The 25079-nt window shown below is 34.0% G+C and carries 19 protein-coding genes and 2 tRNA genes; 10 read left to right on the top strand and 11 right to left on the bottom strand.

The genetic code is table 11. From position 1 onward, the window contains the following. Positions 1 to 23 precede the first annotated feature (23 nt). Complete coding sequence (locus CELAL_RS10545) at positions 24 to 821, top strand: DUF2797 domain-containing protein (protein WP_013550894.1); 798 nt, start codon at positions 24 to 26, stop codon at positions 819 to 821. Here CELAL_RS10545 and CELAL_RS10540 read toward each other — a convergent pair. The 3 genes from CELAL_RS10540 to sppA all read right to left on the bottom strand — a co-directional run bounded on the left by CELAL_RS10540 (position 811) and on the right by sppA (position 6157). Next, positions 811 to 3537: an AsmA-like C-terminal region-containing protein gene (locus CELAL_RS10540; protein ID WP_013550893.1), complete on the bottom strand. Its 2727-nt coding sequence runs from the start codon at positions 3535 to 3537 to the stop codon at positions 811 to 813. The two genes, CELAL_RS10545 and CELAL_RS10540, sit on opposite strands and share 11 nt — an antisense overlap. A 133-nt stretch (positions 3538 to 3670) precedes the next feature. Beyond that, complete coding sequence (locus CELAL_RS10535; RefSeq protein ID WP_013550892.1) at positions 3671 to 4381, bottom strand: queuosine precursor transporter; 711 nt, start codon at positions 4379 to 4381, stop codon at positions 3671 to 3673. Between the two features lie 15 nt (positions 4382 to 4396). Continuing rightward, positions 4397 to 6157: a signal peptide peptidase SppA gene (gene sppA / locus CELAL_RS10530; RefSeq protein ID WP_013550891.1), complete on the bottom strand. Its 1761-nt coding sequence runs from the start codon at positions 6155 to 6157 to the stop codon at positions 4397 to 4399. A gap of 71 nt (positions 6158 to 6228) precedes the next feature. On the opposite strand from sppA, the gene folK reads away from it, so the two are divergent. Continuing rightward, the gene (gene folK / locus CELAL_RS10525) at positions 6229 to 7374 is read left to right on the top strand and encodes a 2-amino-4-hydroxy-6-hydroxymethyldihydropteridine diphosphokinase (RefSeq protein WP_013550890.1); all 1146 of its coding nucleotides are present in this window, start codon (positions 6229 to 6231) and stop codon (positions 7372 to 7374) included. A 180-nt stretch (positions 7375 to 7554) separates the two neighbouring features. On the opposite strand, the gene CELAL_RS10520 is transcribed toward folK, so the two are convergent. Beyond that, positions 7555 to 8085, bottom strand: coding sequence for an RNA methyltransferase (locus tag CELAL_RS10520; protein ID WP_013550889.1), 531 nt, complete (start codon positions 8083 to 8085; stop codon positions 7555 to 7557). A gap of 151 nt (positions 8086 to 8236) precedes the next feature. Between CELAL_RS10520 and mutS the strand changes: the two genes are divergently transcribed. The 7 genes from mutS (at position 8237) to CELAL_RS10485 (ending at position 15126) form a co-directional block, all read left to right on the top strand. Beyond that, positions 8237 to 10813, top strand: a complete 2577-nt coding sequence (gene mutS, locus CELAL_RS10515; RefSeq protein WP_085951524.1) for a DNA mismatch repair protein MutS — start codon at positions 8237 to 8239, stop codon at positions 10811 to 10813. Between the two features lie 175 nt (positions 10814 to 10988). Further along, positions 10989 to 11060, top strand: a tRNA-Gly gene (locus CELAL_RS10510). Between the two features lie 61 nt (positions 11061 to 11121). After that, positions 11122 to 11205, top strand: a tRNA-Leu gene (locus CELAL_RS10505). 203 nt (positions 11206 to 11408) lie between these two features. Next, positions 11409 to 12287: a phosphatase PAP2 family protein gene (locus tag CELAL_RS10500; RefSeq protein ID WP_013550887.1), complete on the top strand. Its 879-nt coding sequence runs from the start codon at positions 11409 to 11411 to the stop codon at positions 12285 to 12287. 53 nt (positions 12288 to 12340) lie between these two features. Beyond that, positions 12341 to 12925 carry a phosphatase PAP2 family protein gene (locus CELAL_RS10495; protein WP_013550886.1) on the top strand — a complete coding sequence of 195 codons (585 nt, stop codon included), beginning with the start codon at positions 12341 to 12343 and terminating at the stop codon, positions 12923 to 12925. Between the two features lie 355 nt (positions 12926 to 13280). Beyond that, entirely contained in the window at positions 13281 to 14156 is an 876-nt protein-coding gene (rimK, locus tag CELAL_RS10490) for a 30S ribosomal protein S6--L-glutamate ligase (protein ID WP_013550885.1), read from the top strand. Next, entirely contained in the window at positions 14146 to 15126 is a 981-nt protein-coding gene (locus CELAL_RS10485; RefSeq protein ID WP_013550884.1) for a succinylglutamate desuccinylase/aspartoacylase family protein, read from the top strand. The genes rimK and CELAL_RS10485 overlap by 11 nt, the downstream gene beginning before the upstream one ends. A gap of 85 nt (positions 15127 to 15211) precedes the next feature. On the opposite strand, the gene CELAL_RS10480 is transcribed toward CELAL_RS10485, so the two are convergent. Together CELAL_RS10480 and CELAL_RS10475 are read right to left on the bottom strand one after the other, a co-directional pair. Continuing rightward, complete coding sequence (locus tag CELAL_RS10480) at positions 15212 to 15433, bottom strand: hypothetical protein (RefSeq protein WP_013550883.1); 222 nt, start codon at positions 15431 to 15433, stop codon at positions 15212 to 15214. A 274-nt stretch (positions 15434 to 15707) separates the two neighbouring features. Then, positions 15708 to 17294, bottom strand: a complete 1587-nt coding sequence (locus CELAL_RS10475) for a S41 family peptidase (RefSeq protein WP_013550882.1) — start codon at positions 17292 to 17294, stop codon at positions 15708 to 15710. Positions 17295 to 17425: 131 nt separating this feature from the next. On the opposite strand from CELAL_RS10475, the gene CELAL_RS10470 reads away from it, so the two are divergent. Further along, complete coding sequence (locus tag CELAL_RS10470; protein ID WP_013550881.1) at positions 17426 to 18061, top strand: SanA/YdcF family protein; 636 nt, start codon at positions 17426 to 17428, stop codon at positions 18059 to 18061. A gap of 72 nt (positions 18062 to 18133) precedes the next feature. Here the strand turns inward: CELAL_RS10470 and CELAL_RS10465 are convergent, their stop codons facing one another. From CELAL_RS10465 to CELAL_RS10445, 5 genes are all read right to left on the bottom strand, one after another. Beyond that, positions 18134 to 20068 (bottom strand): OmpA family protein, encoded by a 1935-nt coding sequence (locus CELAL_RS10465; RefSeq protein WP_245529690.1) that lies wholly within the window; start codon positions 20066 to 20068, stop codon positions 18134 to 18136. Between the two features lie 9 nt (positions 20069 to 20077). Next, complete coding sequence (locus CELAL_RS10460) at positions 20078 to 21052, bottom strand: PorP/SprF family type IX secretion system membrane protein (protein WP_041558090.1); 975 nt, start codon at positions 21050 to 21052, stop codon at positions 20078 to 20080. A 19-nt stretch (positions 21053 to 21071) separates the two neighbouring features. Further along, entirely contained in the window at positions 21072 to 23465 is a 2394-nt protein-coding gene (locus CELAL_RS10455; RefSeq protein WP_013550878.1) for a T9SS type B sorting domain-containing protein, read from the bottom strand. A gap of 153 nt (positions 23466 to 23618) precedes the next feature. Next, on the bottom strand, positions 23619 to 24503 hold the full coding sequence (fabD, locus tag CELAL_RS10450; protein WP_013550877.1) for an ACP S-malonyltransferase: 885 nt from the start codon (positions 24501 to 24503) through the stop codon (positions 23619 to 23621). Positions 24504 to 24566: 63 nt separating this feature from the next. Beyond that, entirely contained in the window at positions 24567 to 25079 is a 513-nt protein-coding gene (locus CELAL_RS10445; RefSeq protein WP_013550876.1) for a gamma carbonic anhydrase family protein, read from the bottom strand.

Here is a 25079-nt window from a genome sequence, read left to right as displayed (position 1 = left end):
AAAAATTTACATAGAAATATTTTATGCAGTACGAAGGTGTTTTACGAAAAATGCAGACTGAAATAGGACAACCTATTCAGTATTATATGGTTTTTGAGAATGATTTTCTAAATGTAAATCAAATCTTGAATAAGGAGATAAGCATTAACTTCATAAAGTACCAATGTTTAAATTGCGGACTCGATAAACCTATTTATCGCCAAGGATTTTGTAAGAGTTGTTTTTTCGATATTCCATCTGCTGGAGATTGGATTATGCGTCCAGAATTAAGCACCGCTCATTTAGATAAGGAAGACCGTGATTTAGCCTACGAGAAGAAAGTACAACTACAACCGCACATAGTTTACTTAGCAAACTCTAGCAACGTTAAAGTTGGCGTTACTAGGAAATCTCAAGTTCCTACCCGTTGGATTGATCAGGGAGCACATGAAGCCATTGAAATTCTAGAGGTGCCAAATCGCTATTTAGCAGGAATTACAGAGGTAGCCCTAAAAAACCATGTAGGCGATAAAACCAATTGGAGAACCATGCTTAAAAATGAAATAGTTGATGAAAATCTTGTAGATTGGAGAACTAAATTAAAACAATATATTCCAGAAGAAGCATTGCCTTATTTTATAGATGCTAATACTGAAACCCACTTAGACTTTCCTGTATTACGCTATCCTAAAAAAGTAAAAAGCCTCAATCTTAGCAAAACTCCAAGTTACACTGGAACTTTGATTGGGATTAAAGGCCAATACTTACTATTTTCAGACGATACTGTTTTTAACGTTCGCAGTAACGAAGGACTTTACATTTCCATGCGTATTAATTCGTAGTATCTTTTTTCTTTTTATTTAAAAATCCTCCTAAAACTGATTTTGCTGCATCTTTAACTGCTGTGTTTTTTGTAGCAGCTGCGGTAGAATCTGTTTTTGTTGTCGTAGTTGTTTCTTTTTTATTGGATAAAATTCCGCCTAAAACATCTTTAACTTGTGTCTTTGTATCCACGGCAGTAGAAGCTGAATCTTTTTTAGCTTTATTACCCGACAATAAGCCTCCTATTAAATCTGTAGCTTTATCTTTTCCTTTAGCTATTAGTTTTTGCTTCTCTATTTCAATAAGTTTAGAGGTTAGATCTTTAATTCCTGAAGTTAAATCCGTAGTTATTGTTGGGCTCGTATAATTACCCCCAATTGAAGCTGTAACTGGAACCGTAAGGTTATCTAAAGAGGTATCATCTATTTTAGAAATTAAGTTTGTAATATCTTTCCCTAGATATTTTGAAGGAACATTTAATACAGCAGCATAATTCATTTTTTGATCAAACGTATGGCTCCCATTTACCGTAACAGCAATATCCTGATAATTAACCGTGAAAGGTTTTACCGTTACCGTTCCATTATCGAACGACAAAGCAGTTTTTAATCCTTTTAAATCTAACTTATCTAAAGACAAGAAGTTAAGCTTACTTGTTAATGCAGACAATACTTTAGTTTGATTTGGATCTACTTTTGTGCCAAATATTTCAGCCAATAGATTTCCTGATATGGTTGCTAAATCTGGCGTAAAATCATTATTAAGCATTCCTGAAATGGAAATATCTGAATTTAATTTACCTTGAATTGCATTTGCTACAGGAGCAAGTACCTTAAACAATTCCAGTGATTTAAACGTTTCGTTGATATCAAAATCATTCATCCCCAACTTCATATCGAAAGTAGGCGTATCATTTTTAGTAGAAACATCACCATTAAACGCCAACTTTCCTCCGAAAATTGCAGACGTCATATTTTTTAAAGTTGCCTTTTCATCCTTAATAACTAAAGTACCCGACACGTCTTTTAGACTAAGGTTATCATAAAGTACCGTTCCTGCAGAAGCATTGATTGTTGCGTCTAAGAAAGATGGAATTTTTATTTGCTCCTCTGCAGCAGAACCTGTTGTAACGGGCTTATCGCCTCCTGTAGTTTCTGCAACAGTTTCCTCTACCATAAAGTCATCTACCGCAAAAGTGTTGGATTTTAAATTAAAATCTCCTTCGACATTTTCGTCATTAAACATGAAACCCAAAAGATTATTAATAGTTCCCGTAGCACTAAAATCTGTCTTACCCGTAACACCACTTAACTCATTTAAAGAAACAGTCTTAGGATTAAAAGTTACCGCTGTAGAATTAATTTTTACTGGATTCTTAAGCTCATCTGAATTGTACACAAAATTCTTTAAAGTAAGATTCCCATTTATATTGGTATTCTCATATTTTTCACTTTCTATGGATGCCATATCAAAAGCAGCATTAATATCTGCAGTTAATATTCCTTCAAGATTCAAATCAACAGGAATAGGATAAGCTTTAGCTATATTCGCTAAATTCATTCTACCATTTATATGGGATTCCACTTTAGTATTCCCCATTAAGTCTTTAATATTTGCAACCATGTTGAATTTATCTTCATCAATCATAAAAGATAATTTTCTAATATCTACATAGGTATCAGCTACAATCCCCGTTTCATTGGTAATTTCTGTATCTATAAATACATTGCGTACAGATTTTGGTAAATCAGGATATTTAAATGAAGCATTATCAGAATTAATATCAATTTTAAACTTTGGTATATGTGTATCATCAACAATACCATTGAATCTTCCTGCAATACTAAAGTTTCCTGTTGTTGTTACATTCTCAATATTCTTAGAATACTCTTCAGGAATAACCGCCAGAAAGTTTTTAAAGTCTGAAGAAGGCGTTTTAAAACTAATATCTATCTCCTGACTATCATCATTTAACTTTATAAAACCATCAAAAACTAATGGTAATTGATTTACCATAGCTTCGTTCTTTAAGAAACTATAGGTACTTGTAGCCAAATCTACACCTATAAGTGCATCTAGCTTTATAGGATTTTTATTCAGATAATTAGTGCTATCCATTTCAAAAGAGACCAATCCGCTTGTTTTAGTATCCAATTCAGATTTTTCTAATGATAAATCTCCCGTTCCAGAATGGTTCATATCTATAAGCTCAAAACGCATTCCTGTAGCTTTGTCTAAATACTTTATTCTTGTATTCGTAATAGCATAAGATTTCATGGATAAGGTAAAATTACTAGAGGCATCCGTTTCTTCAGCAGCAGTTTCTGTTGAAGGCACGGCAATATCATAATTCGCAGCACCATCCTCGTTTGCGATTATATTTATTAAAGCATTGTCTATTGTGAGGCTAGATATTGCAATAGGCTCATCTGCTCCTTTGAATAATTCTTTAATAGACATTTCTAGAGCCACCTCATTTGAAGAAAATAAAGTATCGCCAACAAATGGTGCTTTATTTACCAATGAAATAGCATTCATAGTAAGCTTTGCATTAGGAAATGAAGAAAACAAGGTTAAATCTGCATCCTCAAAATCGAAAGTTGCCGTAATACTATTATTCACCTTATTTTTAATAATATCTGCTATTTTGCCTTTTAGAAAAAATGGCGCTGCAATTAAAGTAATTACAAATAGTAGTAAAATAATACCGACAATCTTTAATATCTTCTTTTTCATCTAGTTAACATCTTATGATTCTTATTCTTATATAATTCCTACGCATTAAAAACGAAGGACAAAATTAAGGGCAATTTACCCTCTTAATTAATTGAATTACTAATTGTTATAACTCAATCCCTCTCAGATTATTTCAATATTCAAAAACTATTTCTTCACCAAGCTTCAACTTGAATCGTTTTCTACATAGATAGACGCAAAAATATAAGAAAGGAGTATCTAGAAATGCTATAATTATCTTAAAAATAAAACCACTAACCACAAGACCTTTAAAGAGGCTCCACGGCAAAACTTTGAAAATACAAAGCAGACCTACAACCACAAAGGTGTCTATAAACTGAGATAAGAAAGTTGAAAAATTATTACGGAGCCACAAATGCTTTCCTTTAGTTAAGTTTTTCCAGAAATGATAAATAGCTACATCTATATATTGCGCCAACAGGTAGGCCATCATAGAAGCCAAGACTGCAATGGGCGACAATGCGAAGACATGACTAAAAGTTTCATCTTGAACAGGAGAACCTTCAATAGCCGGAACATAATTAGCTAACAAAATAATTCCCATAGAAAAGAAAGAAGCAAAAATTCCCGCAGTAACTACTTGGTTCGCTTTTTTCCTACCATACATTTCTGATATAAGATCTGTAATTAAAAAGGTGATAGGATAAGGCAAAATACCTACGGAAACTTCGAATAAACTCGCTCCAAAAACAGTAACATCTCCAAAAGGTTTCCAATAAAAAAACTTTTGAAAGATTAAATTAGATACCACTAATGAAGTGATAAATAATGCAGCTAGAAATAAATATAATTTAAAAGCGAATTTTTTATCTTCTGTGGTCATTTAAACAATAAAAAATTATTTAATACTCAAGACAAAAGGCATTCTAGCCTGTATACCTTCTTGGTTCATTGCTGCTTTCACTTCTCTCAAGATCGTATATGCTTCTACACCAATTTCTTCACGAATAAAATCTTGTTTAATTTTAGTACTAGCCCCACCGTAATCTTCCATAAAACGTTCGAACCCAGATTTATATTTAGGAAATATTTTTACTCCAAATTCACTAATTTCAGCTAATTCCGCAGCTCCTTTGATAGCATCATCTAAATTACCTAACTCATCAACTAATCCTAAATTTTTAGCATCAAGACCACTCCAAACCCTACCTTGCGCCATACTATCTGCTTCTGCAACGGTAATTTTTCTTCCTTGAGCTACGCGCTCTAAAAATGTAGTATAAGTACTCTCTACTCCTTCTTGAACCATATTTCTAAAGCCGTCTGACATAGGTTCGAATAACGAATAGTCTACAGAATTTTTATTAGTACCAACTTGTTCGGCATTTATACCTATATTTTTAGCCAACTCTGTTGCATTGGGTATAGTCCCAAAAACACCAATAGATCCTGTAATTGTTGTTGGTTCTGCAAATATTTTATCTGCACCTACAGCAATATAATAACCCCCTGAAGCCGCTACATCTCCCATAGATACTACCACGGGCTTAATTGCTTTCGTTAATTCTATTTCGCGCCAAATAATGTCTGAGGTTAACGCACTACCGCCTGGAGAATTAACACGAAGTACGATTGCTTTTACAGCATCATCCTCCCTTGCTTCCTTAAGCGATTTATTAATTATTCCTTGACCTATAACATCTGGACCACCTTCTCCGTACAAAATTTCTCCTTGCGCATAAATTACAGCAATCTTATCATCGCCTTTATACAATTTTGTTTTATTAGCCGTGGTGATATAGTCTTCTAAAGAAACATAATTAAGGTCTTTATCCACCGCTAATTTAAGGGCATTCTTAAGTTTATTTTCATATTCATCAAAAAACAAAACACCATCAACCAAACCAGATTGTCTAGCCAATTGCGGCATTCTACCTCCTAAAGTATCTGCTATACTATTTAAATTTTCAGGAGTCATATTCCTACTTATTGCAATCTCATCGACCATTGAACCCCAAAGAGAACTTAATAGTTCTTTTATTTGAGTTCTATTTGCCTCACTCATTTCATTCGCTAAATAAGGCTCAACCGCACTTTTATATTTACCGTGACGAATTACTTCCATTTTTACTCCAGCCTTTTCTTGTAAATCTTTATAGAAAAGTACTTCAGAAGAAAGTCCTTTAAAATCTAAAGATCCCACTTCGTTTAAAAACAAACTATCTGCAACAGATGCTAAGTAGTAATCTTTTTGTACATACAAATCTGCATAGGCGTACACAAATTTACCAGAGGTTTTAAAATCTTCTAACTCCCTACGAATAGCTTGCGTTTGAGACAACCCTGCTAGTATAAAATTATTATTTATACTAATCCCTTTTATTTTATTATCGTTTTTTGCTACTTTAATAGCATGAATAATTTCATCTAAACCTTGGGCTTGTTGAAACAGACCTGCAAAAGGGTCAGATTCATCACGACCTACGTAATCTTGTACAGGATTTTGAATTTGAATTTCTAAAATGGAGTCACTTTTAATTGTTTTTTCATCATCTTCGCCACTCAAAAGCGCTACAAATATTAGAAACATTCCAAATAATACCCCAAACGCAATTAAGCAACCAATAATGGCTGCCAATAGATTCCTTAAAAATTTCATTAAAATTTCGTTATAAATTCCTCACAAAGATAACTAATGTTAAATTGTTTTATTTATTTTGTTCCGCTATTATGAACAACCCCAAAATAATATATTTATCGCTAGGCAGTAATCTTGGCAACAAGCTCTACAATCTACAAAGCGCAATTTTCAAAATTTCCGAAAATATAAGCGCGGTTACCGCTATATCTCATGTGTACGAAAGTCCTTCATGGGGTTTTGAGTCCGAAGACTTTTTCAATTGCTGTCTCACCATACAATCAAATATGGAACCTGAACTTGTACTTCAGAAAATACATGCTATTGAAAAAAAATTAGGGCGAGTTAGAGAAGTTTCCGACGGTTACGCCGCAAGAAGTATTGATATTGATATTCTTTATTACGATTATGATATTATCAATACCAGCACACTAACACTTCCGCACCCTTCATTACAGGACAGGAAGTTTGTTTTAAAGCCTTTAAGTGATATCGCACCGCAATTTTATCACCCAATATTTAATAAAGACACCCGTAATATGATACAGATGTGTCGCGATAAAAGCACGGTAACAAAAACCACCTTAAAGCTCTATAAAACTAGAGAGTTACTCTTATCTAAATTAAATTTCATAGCCATAGAAGGAAACATTGGAGCAGGAAAAACTACCTTAGCCAGCAGAATATCTGATGATTTTAATGCGAAATTAATTTTAGAACGTTTTGCAGACAACCCTTTCCTTCCTAAATTTTACGAAGACCAAGCGCGTTATGCCTTTCCGCTAGAGATGTCTTTCCTAGCAGAACGTTACCAACAATTTACAGATGACACTTCTCAATTTGATCTTTTTAAGAGTTTTATGGTCAGTGATTATGACATCTTTAAATCGCTAATTTTTGCTAAAGTAACCTTACAGGAAGAAGAGTTTAAATTGTATCGCAAAGTTTTTAACTTCATGCATAAAGAAGTTAAAAAACCAGGTCTATATGTGTATCTATATCAAAATACAGAGCGTCTTTTAGAAAACATAAAGAAAAGAGATCGTGATTACGAACAAAACATTCCTCCAGATTATTTAGAAAAAATTAATCGTGGGTATTTAGATTTTATTAAAAGTGCACCCGACCATAATACGTTAATCGTTGATATTAGCGAATTAGATTTCGTAGAGAAAGAAAAGGACTACAATTTCATAGTGGACCAAATTATAGAATACAGTGTAGGAATAAAAAATTAAGATAATATTCACATTATACTTGCATACTTAGAATGATTTCCCTTAATTGCATGTAATAAAAGCAACTATTAGAACTTATTTAATGGCTGGTTTTAGAACTAACTAACTCAAACTATACAAAAAAACCCTAACTGAAAAGCTAGGGTTTTTTTTATACTTGTAAATGAATCAGAACAATCATTAAGCATTCAATTTGGCCCACAAATCCCAGACAACTACTCCTGCACTTACCGAAATATTTAAAGAATGTTTTGTGCCGTATTGCGGAATTTCTACCACAGTATCACAACTAGAAACAACTTCTTGAGCAACACCTTTTACTTCATTCCCGAAGATTAAAGCATATTTTTCATCTTTAGAAACCTTAAAATCATTTAAAAAAACAGCATTTTCAGCTTGTTCAATGGCAATCGTGGTTACCTTATTTTCTTTTAAAGATTGAATAACATCCATCGTATTCTCTACATATTCCCAAACCACACTGTCCGTTGCTCCTAATGCAGTTTTGTGTATATCTTTATGCGGAGGCTGTGCTGTTATACCGCACAAATATATTTTTTCTATTAAAAAAGCATCTGCCGTTCTAAAAACAGAACCAATATTATTTAAACTTCTAATATTATCTAGAACAATAATCAATGGAGATTTACTGGCTTCTTTAAACCCATTAACATCTAAACGATCTAGTTCGCTATTCTTTAATTTTCGCATGTTTCTTAAATCAAAAACTTATTTCAAAATATCAACAATCATGTATATTCCTTAAAGAAAATAGTACATTCGTTTTTCATTATTTTGATGCAAAAATAGGTTAATTATATAGCTTTTGGCAAAGACAGAAAAAAAGAAGGTAACTCCTTTAATGAATCAGTACAATACGATCAAGAAGAAATATCCTGATGCATTACTATTGTTTCGCGTTGGAGATTTTTACGAAACATTTGGTGATGATGCGATAAGGGCCTCGCAAATATTAGGAATTACATTAACCCACAGGAATAATGGCGGGGAAAAAACAGAATTGGCTGGCTTTCCGCACCATTCCGTAAACACCTATTTACCTAAACTAGTTAAAGCAGGACTTCGGGTTGCCATTTGCGATCAACTAGAAGACCCTAAACAAACCAAAACTATTGTTAAACGTGGCGTTACAGAATTAGTAACTCCGGGTGTTGCCTTTAATGATGATATTTTAAGTGCTAAAAGCAATAACTTTCTTGCGGCTGTTCATTTTGGACGAAAAGGTATTGGCGTTGCTTTTTTAGACATCTCTACTGGAGAATTTTTAACTTCTGAAGGTACCGATGATCAAGTAGATAAATTACTCCAGAACTTTGCCCCTAATGAAATATTAGTCTCCAAATCCCATAAAAAAGAATTTCAAGAAACTTTTGGTAAACAATTCCATACATTTTTTATGGAAGATTGGGTTTTTCAAGATGATTATGCGCTAGAGACACTTACCAATCATTTTAAAACCAAGAGCTTAAAAGGCTTTGGAGTAGACCACTTAAGCCTTGGAATCACGGCCGCTGGTGTAACCCTGCATTATCTTACAGAAACTCAGCATCGAAAATTACAACACATTAGCAAACTAGAACGTATAGCTGAAGAAGAACATATTTGGATGGATCGTTTTACGATCCGAAATCTTGAATTATATCACGCAAATAACAGCAATGCCATTACCCTACTTGACATTATAGACAAGACAATATCTCCGATGGGCGGCAGAATGTTAAAGCGTTGGCTTGCATTACCTTTAAAAAATGTTGAGAAGATTAAACGAAGACATGAAGTAGTTTCCTATTTAAAAGCTAACGAACCTACACATGCTAAATTTCAAAATCACATTAAACAAATTGGAGATCTAGAGCGGTTAATTTCTAAAGTTGCTACAGGAAAGATAAACCCAAAAGAAGTTATTCAATTAAAAAATTCTCTTGAAGCTATTGTTCCCATCAAGCAGCTTTGCATACAGAGTAAGAATGAAGCTGTTAAATTTATTGGAGACCAATTGCATGCTTGCGATTTATTGCGCTCTAAAATAAAGGAGATGATTCATGAAGAAGCTCCTGTAAATATGCTCAAGGGCAGTACTATTGCTAAGGGGTATTCAGAAGAATTAGACGAACTAAGAGGATTGGCTTTCTCTGGTAAAGATTACCTTAATAAAATGCTAGCCCGAGAAACGGAACGCACAGGCATCAGCTCTTTAAAAATAGCTTCAAATAATGTTTTTGGGTACTATATAGAAGTACGCAATACACATAAAGATAAAGTTCCTGAAGAATGGATTCGCAAGCAAACCTTAGTAAATGCAGAACGTTATATTACCGAAGAATTAAAAGAGTATGAAGGCAAAATATTAGGAGCAGAAGAAAGAATTCTAAGCTTAGAACAAGAATTATTCTCGCAACTTATCATGTGGATGCAAGAATACATAGCCCCTGTACAGAACAATGCATATCAAATTGCACAATTAGATTGTCTCTGCGGATTTACACAATTAGCCAAAGAAAACAACTACGTATTACCAAGTATCAATGATACTACCGAGATTGAAATTAAAAATGGTAGACACCCTGTCATTGAAAAACAACTTCCTTTAGGAGAAATTTATATTGCAAATGATGTTGTCTTAAACAGAGAAGAACAACAAATCATCATGATTACGGGTCCAAACATGAGTGGTAAATCTGCCATATTAAGACAAACAGCCCTTATTGTTTTACTGGCACAAATGGGAAGTTTTGTACCCGCAGAAAGTGCTAAAATTGGTTTTGTAGACAAAATATTTACGCGGGTAGGCGCAAGCGATAATATTTCTATGGGCGAATCTACATTCATGGTAGAAATGAATGAAACGGCATCTATTCTAAACAACCTCTCTGAGCGTAGTTTAGTTTTATTAGATGAAATTGGTAGAGGAACAAGCACCTATGATGGTATTTCCATCGCTTGGGCTATTTCTGAGTACCTGCACGAACATCCTGCGCGAGCAAAAACGCTGTTTGCCACCCATTATCATGAAATTAATGAAATGGCGACAACATTTGAGCGTATTAAGAATTACAATGTTTCTGTAAAGGAACTCAAGGACAATGTTCTTTTTCTACGTAAGCTTACACCAGGAGGTAGTGAGCATAGTTTTGGAATACATGTAGCAAAGATGGCCGGAATGCCACAACAAGTCATTGCAAAAGCGAATAAGATTCTAAAAAAATTAGAAAAATCACATTCTAGTGAAGAACTAACAGGAAAATTAAAAGACGCCCATGAGGAAATGCAGTTAAGCTTCTTTAATTTAGACGATCCTTTACTTCAGCAGATCAAAGAAGAAATTACCCATTTAGACATAAATACACTCACTCCTGTAGAAGCTTTGATGAAATTAAATGAAATTAAGCGCCTAATAACCAAAAAAGAGAAAGCTTAAACTAAAATTTAAAAAAGCTAAATAGCTGTATTTTAATACATAGCAAACGAACAAAAGCAGTTAATTAATTTTTTTAATTCTTTTCTGCTTTTTTTCTTTGGTTTTTATAGAATTATCTTAAATTTGCATCCGCATTTGGAACGAATGTGAAGTTCTTTAAAATAAAACATCAACTGCGAAAGTAGCTCAGGGGTAGAGCATCACCTTGCCAAGGTGGAGGTCGAGGGTTCGAATCCCTTTTTTCGCTCTGTATTAAATCGTATATTTGTATACGTTTAAACAATGATCCTAGCCGTAGAGGCAAATAGGCTCGAGTGGTGGAATTGGTAGACACGTTGGACTTAAAATCCAATGGACATTAGTCCGTGCGGGTTCAAGTCCCGCCTCGAGTACAAGAACCCTTGTTAATCTTATGATTTTCAAGGGTTTTTTATTTTACACGACCTTTAGATTAGAAAACATACAGTAATAAAAAGCGGATTGTTTACCACACTTAAACAATTTTAGCTATCTACTTCAAGTAAAAAATCTTTAAGAATAGCGCATAACTTTTATTTTTGTAATTTATAGCTATACAACGCACTCATTAAATTCTATGCAAAATCATAAAACAAATCAGAAAATAAAAATACTTCCTATCGTAGTTTTCTTTCTCATTGGTTTAAGCTACTCACAAGGACAACAATCTTTAGAAGCGCAGCCCTTTTCCGATTCTACAGAAACTACATGGCAATCTTTCAAATATGATTTAGGTAGTGTTTTTGGAGGTGTAGGCTATTCCTATACAAGACCACTGCATTGGCAGGGTAAACAATGGGCTACTTTTGGAGCCATTACTGCCGGCACGGGAGTACTTTACATTTTTGATGAAGAAACTTCTAATTTTTCAATACGTCAAAAAGAAGGAATCCCTAAATTTATAAGAGACTACGGTAGCGAATTTGGAAGTCCGCAATACAACTACATGTTTACTGGAGGTGTCTATTTAACAGGGTTAGTCTCAAAAAACGAAAAACTAAGACGTACTGGAGTTCTTTTGATCGCATCTGCTACTTCTGCCGGACTATTACAACAACTGACCAAATCTCTTGTGGGTAGAGCACGGCCTGTGAGCGGAAAAACAGAAGATACTTTTGATCCTTTTAATCCAAGTAGAAACTTTCATTCTTTTCCGTCTGGTCATACCATGTTAGCTTTCACCAATGCCTATGCTATTGCTAAGCAGTTTAAAAATCCATGGACCAAAGCGGGTATTTACACCGTAGGACTTATCCCTGGTGTTTCTAGAATGTGGGAAGGTCAACACTGGTTAACGGATGTAGCACTAGGAGTAGCTATTAGCATTTTTACGGTGGAATCTATAGATCGTTATCTTGATGGTCGATACGATGAGAAGTATAACGACCAGTCTAAAAAAGTTAGTTGGAATCTAGACTTTGGACCCGGAAAAATTGGAATTGTTGGTCGCTTTTAATAGTATTGAATTATAAAATTGTTTATCCTAACAATTACTAGTTATACTATTTTATGTTAGAAGAGCTTATTAAAATTGATCAAGATATTTTTTTATACTTAAACGGACTTGGAACTCCTGCTTGGGATGGATTTTGGATGTACCTTTCTAGAACATTAAGCCTTGTTACTATTCCTATTTATGTATTCCTGTTATATTACACCTACAGAAGTTTTGGAGTTAAAAAAACTATCTATATTCTAATTGCAGTAGCAGCATTACTTTTAACCACAGAACAGTTATCCATTATTGTAAAAAATAGCGTTGCCAGACTAAGACCTTGTCATGATGATGAAATTAACCTTCTTATGCGAAATGTAAAAAATCATTGTGGCGGCAAATTTGGGTACTTTTCTGCGCATGCCGCCAATTCATCTGCCTTAGCAGTATTCTTTAGTTTACTTTTTTACAAAAAAAATAAACTATTCCTATTCGCACTAGCAGCTTGGACACTCCTGGTGAGCTACAGTCGCATTTATTTGGGAGTACACTACCCTTTAGATATCATTACCGGATTAACTGTTGGTATTACATTAAGTTGCTTATACATTTTTCTACTCAAAAAACTACCAGTTTTCAAGAGCTCTCATCTTATTTAAGGCATTACCTCCTCGCAATACATTAAAGAATGTGATGTCACTTCATGAGAAAAATACGTGAATTTTACGTTTGACAAATAATTCTAAAAAAACTACTTAGAATTTTATTTTAAGTTTATTTTGGCTACCTTATCTGGATAGTTATTTTTAACTCGAATACAATAGCTTTCATAAACTTCATAAACACTAAATATTGAGCACCAACATCAGTTAATAAAGAAAAAGCAACAAATACTTTTCCGTATCAAATTGCTCCCATTACCACTTATCAAAATATCTAATCACTCTAAATAACAAATAGTTTAAAGAGGATTCTATCCTGTACATTTTAAACGCTATACCTAACAAATTAAACATGAAAATTGTAATCCTATCCGCAAATCAAAATCTGTATTCTACCAAAAGACTAATTGAAGCAGGTGAAAAAAAGGGGCATGAAATGGTTGTCGTTAACCATACTAAATGCGACTTAGTCATTGAGAAAAAGAAACCTTGTATTGTTTATAAAGGAGAAGAAATCACAAACGTAGATGGTGTAATCCCTAGAATTGGAGCCTCTGTTACTTTTTATGGAACTGCAGTCGTTAGACAGTTTGAAATGATGAAAGTCTTCTCTGCAACAGAATCTCAGGCCCTGGTAAGATCAAGGGATAAACTTAGAAGTTTACAAATTCTCTCTAGAGCAGGATTAGGTTTACCCAAAACAGTTTTTAGTAATTACTCTAAAGATGTGAGTGGCGTTATTGATAAAGTAGGTGGCGCTCCATTAGTCATTAAGCTATTAGAAGGCACACAAGGATTAGGAGTAGTTTTAGCCGACAACCGCAATTCTGCTGAATCTATTTTAGAGGCATTTAATGGCCTGCAGGCAAGAGTTATCGTTCAAGAATTTATTAAGGAAGCAAAAGGTGCAGACATTAGAGCTTTTGTAGTAGATGGGGTTGTAGTAGGCGCAATGAAAAGACAAGGCAAAGAAGGCGAATTTAGATCTAACTTACACCGTGGTGGTACGGCGAATATTATTGAACTTACCGATGAAGAGGAAAATGCAGCAATTAAAGCTGCCAAATCATTAGGTTTAGGAATTGCAGGAGTAGACATGTTACAATCTGCACGTGGCCCTTTAATCTTAGAAGTAAATTCTTCTCCTGGATTAGAAGGAATTGAAACTGCTACAGGAAAAAATATCGCAGGGCATATTATTAAATACGTTGAAAGAAATGCCGAATAAGAAAATAAAAATATTAGGTCAGGTTATTCTCCCTGGTGAAACACATCAATTATCCTTAAATATAGCCAAATTACATACAGGCTCTACCATTGAAGTTCCAGTTATTGTATCTAGAGGTAAAGAAGCTGGTCCCACATTGTTACTAACAGGAGGAATTCATGGTAATGAGATTAATGGCGTTGAAATAGTTCGGAAAATTATATCTGAACAATATCACATTCCCGTTGCTGGTATGGTTATATGCATACCAGTAGTTAATGTATTTGGGTTTTTAAGTCAGACTAGAGAATTCCCTGACGGCAGAGACTTAAACCGTGTATTTCCAGGAAGTTTACGAGGCTCATTAGCCAGTAGATTTGCCTATCACATTGTAAAAGAAATTATTCCTAATATTGATTATTGTATAGATTTTCATACAGGTGGCGATAGTCGTTTTAATGCACCGCAAATCCGAATTGGAAAAAATGATGCAGAAAGCCTAGCGTTAGCCAAAACATTTGGCACAAGATTTATTATCACCTCAGCCAAAAGAGAAAAATCATTTAGAGAGACCTTAAATAAGCTGAACAAGAAAGTACTTTTATTTGAAGGTGGAAAATCATTGAATATAAACAACGAAGTATCCAAAGTTGGCTTAACGGGTGCACTTAGAGTCATGCAACAATTAGGAATTCGTAATTTTCAAAAAGAAATAGCTTCATTGAAGTCAACGAAAGAAACTACCTATTTAGTAGAAGACTCTGCATGGATTAGAGCCAAGTTTTCAGGGCTTTTCCATCCAACAGTTCAATTGGGTCAATATGTTAACATAGGTGATAATTTAGGAAGCTTGTCTGATCCTTTTGGGTATTTTGAGAAAAAACAAAAAGCAACCTTTGCTGGTCATGTAATATGTGTTAATCAATCTCCTATTGTAAACCAAGGAGACGCTATTGTTCATATCACTAAAAGCGAAGTTAAGTTAGATTAACTTTTTCCAGTTAAAAAAACTCCTAAATACAATAAAGGCTCAAGAAATAATTCTTGAGCCTTTATATTTAAAATACTAAACCTTATTAAACAACAAGCTTTCCATTAAGACGCTTATCAATTTTACGCTTAATAACCGTTAAACGCTTCATAACGTCCATTAGCTCAGCATCCTTACTTTCCTTGTATATTTCATTAAGTGCCAATATCAAGCTTTTAACTTCTCTTGAAGCCTCTACTCTATCGCTAGTTGTCATCCCTGACATCTTTCGCCCTTCAAATTCTAATGCTTTTTCTAATACATCCATAGCTACATTTTTTAAATCTACCTTGTCTATATAGCCCTATTGTTTCAAATGCAATACCAACTATTAGACCCTTTCTTTTAAAATTCAAACATATTTTAGTTCATCAATTAATGCAAATAAATAAGCTAAAAAAAATAAAATATTATGAACAAATCTACAAAATACCAAATTATAGTAACCGCTAATTTTTGCAATTAGTAATACTTTAACCCTATTTAAATATAAGAAGTTCTTATCAATCTTACCTCATTTAAGAAACTTAAAAACAAAAAAATTATTGCTTAACTTTTTCTATTATCCATTCTAATTCTGGATCCTCATGATGTAATCTATTTTCTTTATTTGGAATGATAACCACGTCTGGCTTAACACCATAGCCTTTTTCCAGATTTTCATAAGGTGATTGTATGTGTAATAACCCAAAACTAAGTGTTACTTTAGAATTTGGTAATTGAATAGACTTACTCATCCCAGCAACTGTTCCATTGAAATGCCCTCCAGTTTCTTCACCGACAAAAGTAGCCCTCTTAGACCCCTTCAATGCTGTTGATAGAATTGATGATGCCGAAAAAGAATTCCCATTAATTAGCACGTAAATAGCTCCCTTAAAATTAAGGTCTTTTGGTTTTCTGTTTTCTTTAGAACTTCTAAATTTGTAATACAAAATGCCTTCTTTTCTTTTTGTTCTACTATACTCTAAAGGAATAGTAATTGGAGCCACAAGAACACCCAAGACATTAAGCATAAAAGGATTTTTACCTGATAGTATCGCTTTATGAAAAGGAATGCGCGTCATACTTTCTCCTTTTTTTATAAATTGATATTCCTTATCCGTTAAATAAGAATATAATAAGGCTATTTCATCTAATCTACCTCCCGTATTATCACGGAGATCTAAAACCAGTGTTTTTGCTTTAGCCGAATCTAATTTTTCAAAAGATTCTTTATAAAAATCTGAATACTTTCCATTAGAAAACCCTCTAATTTTCATGTAAGCAATAGTACTATCTTGTTTAAGAAAACTAAAATTACGTGTAAATTGTTTTTTACTTTCTTGGTAGCCGTACTTATAATTATTTTTCCTTTTAATTTTTTCTAAATTCTTTTTATTTTTTTTCTCAAGCCTTGTTAATCTTACCTCATTCATTTCTGAAGTAGAATCTTTAGCTATTTTCTTTACAGAAGAAGAGTCTTTTGGAATAGTCCTTAGCATTTTAGTAAAAATAGAATCCTTATGCCTTAGTTTTAACTCTAAACTATCTAATCTACCCTTATCTCGTAAATAAAAATTTGAAAACCGCAAGGCAACAAACCTATCTTTAAAAGTAGTATTATACCCATCTGAAGAAAATACTTTTTGATAATTAGCTACTAACTGCTTTATAGGCTCTCCGTTAACTTCTAAAACTTCCGAACCAACGATAGTGCTATCTAGCCCATAATTATCTTGAATTAGAAAGGCATCATTAACCTGTTCAAAAGCTAGATCATAAAACTCAAATTTATTCTTTCTCCTTAGTTTCCATTCTTTTTTTTTGAATCTAGAAAATGGAGGGCTAATCGTAATATGACCCTGCCTAATTTCTGATACTACCGGAGCCAGCATTCTATAAAAATCGGTACTAGACATTGGGTTTTTTATAGCCAACTTCAAACTATCAAACTTATGGTCTAGCTTTTCTTTTGTTATAAATTGATATAACCTAGGATGAAGCCTTGTTAATCTACTATACGCAAAATCTATGTCTTGCCGAAGTTCTAGTACCGTATGTAACTCCTTAATTTGGTTGTTATACTTTTTTACACTTACACATGATGTGATAAACAAAAACAACAAAAAAACTAATAATTTCTCTTTCATAATTGTACTAATCTATTTTATTAAATCTAAAGCTTTTACAAATAAAGTATTAAACTTTGAAATTACTATTTTACTTGAAAAAGACTAACAGAATAAGGTTTTAATTATCTTTATTCCTAAGTTTATAAAATATGCTTAAAAAAATTCTAAAAGTAATTGCCGCATGTACCGTGCTATTTTTTGCGTTACTATTTATTTGTAATTACATTATTGATGCGTCTACAGAAGAACAAACATACACATCAGTAGAAAAAATACCTGCAAATAGAGTTGGCCTAATATTAGGAACGGCAAAGAGACTTACATCTGGGCATCCCAATCCCTACTACACGAATAGAATTATAGCTACTGTTGCCTTGTATAAGGCAAGTAAGATAGAATTTGTCCTTGTAAGCGGCGATAACGGAAGTATTTATTACAATGAACCTAAAGCCATAAAAAAAGATTTGGTAAAAGGCGGAATTCCTGAGGATAAAATATTTTTAGACTATGCCGGATTCAGAACACTAGATTCCATGATGCGTGCTAAACATGTTTTTGGACTAACTAGTGTTACGGTAATTTCTCAAGAATTTCACAATGATAGAGCCATCTACCTAGCACATAAAAAAGGCTTAAAGGCCATAGGGTTTAACGCAAAAGACATCACTGGAACAAATGGATTTAAAGTACAACTAAGAGAATATTTTGCTCGCGTAAAAGTTTTTATAGATTTACTCACCAATAAACAACCTAAGTTTTATGGAGAAAAAATTGAGATAAAATAATTAGAAACATTTTATACGCTCCACAAAAAGCATTCACGGATTAAAATACAGCAGAATACTAGTACATAAACACTAATTTAATTCATCATAGTTAAGCACCGTTATTAGAGTTCTATCATTTTGATTATGCAAAAACTCCAAACAATAAACTCCATTTTTACACTGGTTGATGACTAGATTTTCACCATACCCAATATATTCAACTACATTTTCGCTAGAAACACCTTTACTCAATAAGTATTTTCTAACGGCACTTGCCCTGTCCTGAGAAAGTGATAAGTTAGACGCACCACTGCCACGGCTATTGGTATGAGATTCTACTTTGAGTTGTATCTCTGGAAAATTAACCACGACGGCAGCTACCTTATCTAGTTCTGCAGCAATGGCAGGCGTAATCGTACTTTTTCCTTTACTAAAATAAAATTTCTGAAGCTTAATTACTGTTTTACTTTCCTTCTCCTCAACTACATCTTGAATAAAAGGCAAACCAATTTTTAAATTCTGGGTAACCGCTTTAGCTCCTTGTTCTTGCAGAAATTCTTGATAAAATCTTCCATGTCCCTTTTTAAAAGCTTTCACAGCATATTCTTTACGAAATGGAATTTCAAATTGATAATCGCCATCAACACCACTTATAGACTGCTTCAGTATATTTCCATTTTCATCAAAAAGAGTAATACTAGCTTCTTCAATACCTTTATCATTTGCTGGATTAACTACTATACCTTTAATTACAATTGTTTTTAAACCTGGTTTTTCTGCCACTTTAAAACCATAAATATCATCATTACCCTTACCGCCTTCTCTATTAGATGAAAAGTAACCAAGATAACTACCATCAGCAGCATCTTTTTTAATGATAAATCCAAAATCATCATAAGAACTATTAATACCCTTACCTAGATTCACAGGGGTACTAAAACCGTCTTCAGACATATTAGAGGTATACATATCCATTCCTCCTAAACCATAAAAAATATCAGATGAGAAAAACAAACTACCCTCTAAAATATAAGGAGCTATTTCATTTCCTGAAGAATTTATTTTTGGCCCTAAATTTATAGGAGCAGACATGATTTGTCCATTATTGGTGTGCACATAATAAATATCTGTTCCTCCAAATCCGCCTTCAAAATTTGCAGCGAAATAGAGTTTACTTGTTGCAGCATCGTAATACGGATAGTAAAATGATGTACTCAAATCTCTCAATAGATATTCAAAACTCCCTTTTTCGGTTACCAAACCAATAGCCAAAGTATTCTTTCCATTTTTATCAAACAGCAAATCATCTCCATCTGCATTAGAGAGCATATATATAATGCCATTTAATGCTTCAGAAAAATAAGGCGTTGCTTTATGATAGTTAGAATTTGCTACCTTTTTAAACACTTTAGGAACAGTAACATCTCCGTCTGCCTGAATTTTTCCAGCATAAATATCTAAATAAGACTCCCCTGATGGCGCATAAATCTTCCCTTTTACTTTGGTTCGACCACTTGTAAATAATAATTCATCCTTATAAAATGCAGGAGAAAAATCGGCTTGAGGACTATTCAAATAACAGTTGAAAATAAGAAAATCTTGATTTTTAGCAGTATTATTCTCTAAAATCTCAAAGTTGAATTCTGAATTATCTATCAATTCTTTAGAAAAGAAGCTAGAGAATTTTGAAGTATAATTCTGAAACTCTGCTCTATCTTTAGTTTTACTTACAGACAAAAGTAACTTGTTAATATAAGGAGTCCCTAAAGTAGTATCTTTTTCATATTGTTTCTCGTAAAGCTCTGCAGCTTTAGTATAGTTACCCGTCTTTAAATATGAATCTGCAAGGTTTAGAAATTGCTGACTAGTTAAACTCTTTTTAACTTGTTCTTTATTGTATTCTTTTATAGCCTCTTTATACGCATACTCAAAAAAGAAATTATCTCCTTTAGATTTATTTTGCGCAAAGCTTAATGCACTAAACATCAGTAAAAATAATAGGATGGCTTTTAGTTTCATTTTCATGCTTTATAGTTAAAAGAATCTTGGTGTATCTATCTGTTTTGGTTTCCCTTTGCTATTTCCGTTCTTTTTATTCTTACTATCTCCACCTCTACCAAAGAAAAATTTAAGAACAACTTCGTGAGACCCATCATTATAACTAGAGAAGCCATTGACTGAATAATCATAAGAATACCCTACGAACATACTGTTAGAAACCTGTACTCCGGCCATACCACTAACCGCATTATCAAATCTATACGAAGCTCCTAAAGTAACCACATCACTAAGTAAAAAATTAGTAGAAATATTAGCATTTAAAGGCAAGCCTTCTAAATAGTTTAAAAGAAAAGCTGGCTTAAATTTTAGCTCATCTGATAAATTAAAAACGTAACCTCCAATGAAGTTAAATTGAGGTTTATCCTCAATAAACACAGAGACCTCATCATTATATACAATATCTGTCAAAAAATTTGGAATGGAGACACCAGTATACCAATTTTCTCCATAAAGAAACACTCCAGCACCAACAGTAGGATAAAACTTATTCAACGAGGTTTCTGAATTAAGGAGAGGTTCTCCCATTACCTCAAAATTACCTTTCGTATAATCTACATTCAACAAAGCTCCTCCGGCATCTACCCCAAACGATAGCTTTGTGTTATCGGAAACTTTAACTTGAAAAGAATAAGCAACATCAATATAGGTTTGTGTAGAGGGCCCTAGCTCATCATTAACGATATTTAATCCTAATCCGTTTTTATCATTCGAAAAAGGCAAATTAACTCCTAAACGCATTGTTTTAGGGGCACCATCTACAGAAATCCATTGCGCTCTATAGGAACCTGTTATTTCTGTATTTTCTACAGTACCAACATATGCAGGGTTAAAGCTACCTATATTATACATGTACTGTGTATACTGAGGCTCTCGCTGCCCATAGGAAAATTGCATTATTCCTATCAGAAAAAGTAGTATACTAAATATATTTATATTCAAATTTTTCATTTTAAAAGTGCTTTGCATATTACCTAATAATTTGAATCCAACCTTTAGTTATTGGCGAACCATCACCTAAATTCAAAACATAATAATATGTTCCCTTCGGAAGATCTCCGTTTTTACCTGTACCATTCCAATTATTCTGATAACGTACTGCTTTATATACTTGATTTCCGTACCTATCAAAAATTTCTATACTATTGTTGGGGTAATTCTCTAAACAACTAATCGTTAAAAAATCATTAATACCATCACTATTTGGTGAGAACTGGTTGAATAACACTCCGCATTCGCTATCACAAGCACCCGCAAAAGCATTTGGCACGCAAGGATTAAAATTAGCGGGATCCAATTGATCTACGACACCATCCAGATCACTATCTAAAATATTAGAATCTAAAGCATCTATAATTCCGTCATTATCTTCATCTAAAGGGTTCTCCACATCATCACCAACTTCTACACCATCTAGTATACCGTCATCATCAGAGTCTTCATTATCTGGATTTGTACCAAGTGTATTTTCCTCAGCATTCGTTAATCCATCCATATCTGTATCTAAGACACATTCTACCACTGTTACCGTAATGGTTACTAAAACATCTGAACAAGGTGCTACTGCGGTATCTGTTGTAAATGTAAAGGTATAAGTACCTACTGGTGCGTTTATAAAATCTACCGTATCAGTACCTGAAACTGACAATGCATTGGAGGGATCTGAAGTGACTTCCCAAGTACCAGAAACACTTTGGGTAAGCCCTGTATTTAAATCAATCACCGTCGCAAAGTCAGAATCTAAAACATTACACGCATTTAAAGGCGTTGTTACTGCCTGCACGACAGGTTCGTTGCTAATTGTTGCAACTACTGGTATACGATCAGATAGACAACTACCGATAACAGCTTGCGCATAATATGTCGTAGTTTGCGTTAAGTTGGGTGTGGTAAAGCTCGGTGAATTTTCCTCTAAAGGCGTTGTACTCGTTTCAGTAGCATACCAATTAATAGTACTCCCATCTGTTGCCGTTGCTTCTAGCGTCATGATCCCTTCAGAACATAAGGCATTTTCTGTTGCTGTTATTTCAGGTTCTTGATTAATAATTATAGAAACTGATAATACCGGACTCGCACAATCGTCGGCTTCATCTAAAAAGAATGCATAATAAGTTCCTTCCTGGGAAACTAATGTATTGGTCAAAAATACATCTGATCGCGTATAATCGTTACTTCTACTCCAAATTAAGTTTGTACCACTAGGAGCCGAGCTGCTCGTATATGCTGCCAAATCTTGACTAATAGATTGGCCTGCTACAACACAAAAATCTGTATTCACTTCTGTGTTTAATTGTGGAGGTGTATTCCCTGCACCACAAGGGGTACATTCTGTAACAAAAATACTTACCTCAATGCTTTCTGGAGGACAAGAAGGTGCACCGGCATAATTAGGCGTATAAGTATAAATATATGACCCTGTAGGCTGCCCGTTATAACTTACTGAATTCCCCGAGTTAATTGATGTTGTCTGACCCGCAGGCGAATCAATTAAATTCCATATTCCACCAAGGGTTTGCCCATTAAGTGCATCATCTAAATCTAAAGAAGTACCAATACCAAAAAAACCTTGATTACATACTTGATTATTATTACTTAATGCCCCTAAAGAAGGTGATGTATCAAAACTAATACTTGGTAAACTTACTACAGGTGAAATACAAGCATTACCATTTTCTGATCCGTAGTAAAATCCGTAGAAATCTCCTCCATCCATTATAACAGACGAATCAAGAAATGAAGCTTCATCGTTTGGGTCAGGGGTTGCATCCGTACTCCAACGTAAGGTTGTTCCTGATGGTGCTGCTCTAGTAACGAAGCTAGATAAATCTACCTCTACCCCAGAACAATATCTTTCTGGTATACTACTAACTAAAGGCGGAGCAATACCTCCAGCACTACAGCCATCATTATCTACTAAAGTTATAATAGCATTACTGCTTGAATTCCCTGCTACAGTAAAGCCTCCGTCATCCGTTCCTGTTAATCTAATTTGTACACTTTCATTTCCTTCAAATGATGTATCATCTACAGGAACTACTATTAATTGAGCAGTTCTATCTCCATCAGGGATACTAATATTGGATCCAAGATCTACATAATCTGTACCTGAAGTTGCTGTACCGCTGAAAACAAAATTAACAACTACATTTCCTCCTGTAGTGTTTACAGAACCTAAATCTATTAAAAAAACGCCGGTATCATCTGCTGGTGTTCCTTCCGTAGCTATCGCATCTGTAGCTGTAACTACAACAGTAGACTGCCCAGACATAAAAATTGGCAAAAATAGAAATCCGACTACAAGCAAAATTTGTGCAAAATAATTCGCACAAGAAAGTTTATAAATTGGTTGGTATAGGGTATTCATGGTTATCGTATTTTATTTCTTAAAAAACAAAATTACATACAAATTTTGCGGCATTTAAAATAGACCCCAATATTACTCAAAATATCGATTATTGAACCGATAAAAGGGGTGAAATACCACTTTCATCGGTATAACCATTCACTCTAAAATAGTTTAAACAATTTCAGCAGACTTAGCTTCAGCCCCTGGATGAATCTTCTTCACTAAACCTTGTAAAACTTTCCCTGGTCCTACTTCAATAAATTGAGTAGCCCCATCTTCTATCATATGCTGTACACTCTGTGTCCACTTTACAGGAGCAGTCAATTGAGAAATAAGATTTTTCTTAATTTCATTTGCATCCCTAATTGCTGTTGTACTTACATTTTGATATATAGGGCAAGTAGGTGTTTTAAATACCGTATTTTCAATAGCGGCGGCTAGTTCCTCTCTTGCAGGCTCCATTAGTGGAGAATGAAAAGCCCCACCCACAGGTAACATAAGCGCTCTACGTGCTCCAGCCTCTTTCATTTTTTCGCAAGCAATAGTTACAGCCTCTACTTCTCCAGAAATAACTAATTGTCCTGGACAATTATAATTTGCAGCAACCACAATTCCAGGAACTTCTGCACATATTTTTTCTACAACATCGTCTGCTAAGGCCAAAACCGCAGCCATGGTGCTCGGTTTTAACTCACAGGCTTTCTGCATGGCCAATGCTCTTTGAGACACTAACTTAAGACCGTCTTCAAAATTTAAAGTGCCATTGGCTACTAAAGCAGAAAACTCTCCTAAGGAATGACCCGCTACCATATCTGGCTTAAACGTAGCTCCCATTACTTTACTCAATATTACAGAGTGAAGAAAAATAGCAGGTTGAGTTACCTTAGTTTCCTTTAAAGCTTCCGCAGTACCCTCAAACATAATATCCGTAATATTAAAACCTAAAATGTCATTCGCTTTTTCAAAAAGCTGTTGAGCAATAGGATAATTTTCATAAAGGTCTAAACCCATTCCTACAAATTGCGCTCCTTGTCCTGGAAAAATATATGCATTCATCGTTTTAATTCTTTTAATTATGTGACAAAAATAGTGATAATATTTATTTTGATGTCCTAGCCTCTATTCTTTAAACCAACCAGAGTACATCACATAACTTTCTGCTATTCTATCTATTTCTCCTGAACTTAATTCAGGGCTAATATCTTTTATTTTTTTTGCTGGCACTCCTGCAAATATAGTACCACTAGGCACATGGGTTCCTTTGGTCAGCACTGCTCCTGCTGCAATAATACTATTGCTTTCCACGATGCAATCATCCATAACAATACTCCCCATTCCTATAAGAACATTATCATGTATGGTACATCCGTGAACAAGAGCATTATGACCAATGGATACATTATTACCAATGGTAGTTGGCGATTTCTTGTAGGTTGCATGAATTACTGCACCATCTTGAATATTAACCTTATTCCCTATTTTTATATAGTGTACATCTCCTCTAAGCACTGCATTATACCAAACACTACATTGACTACCCATGGAAACTTCTCCAACAATTACAGCATTTTCAGCTATAAAGCAATCTTCGCCTATCACTGGAGTATTTCCGTTTATTGTTTTTATTATCAT

It is taken from the genome of Cellulophaga algicola DSM 14237 (assembly GCF_000186265.1).
Classification (GTDB): Bacteria; Bacteroidota; Bacteroidia; order Flavobacteriales; family Flavobacteriaceae; genus Cellulophaga; species Cellulophaga algicola.
Note: the sequence above shows the minus strand (reverse complement) of the source record. Positions and strands in the feature narration are given on the sequence as shown.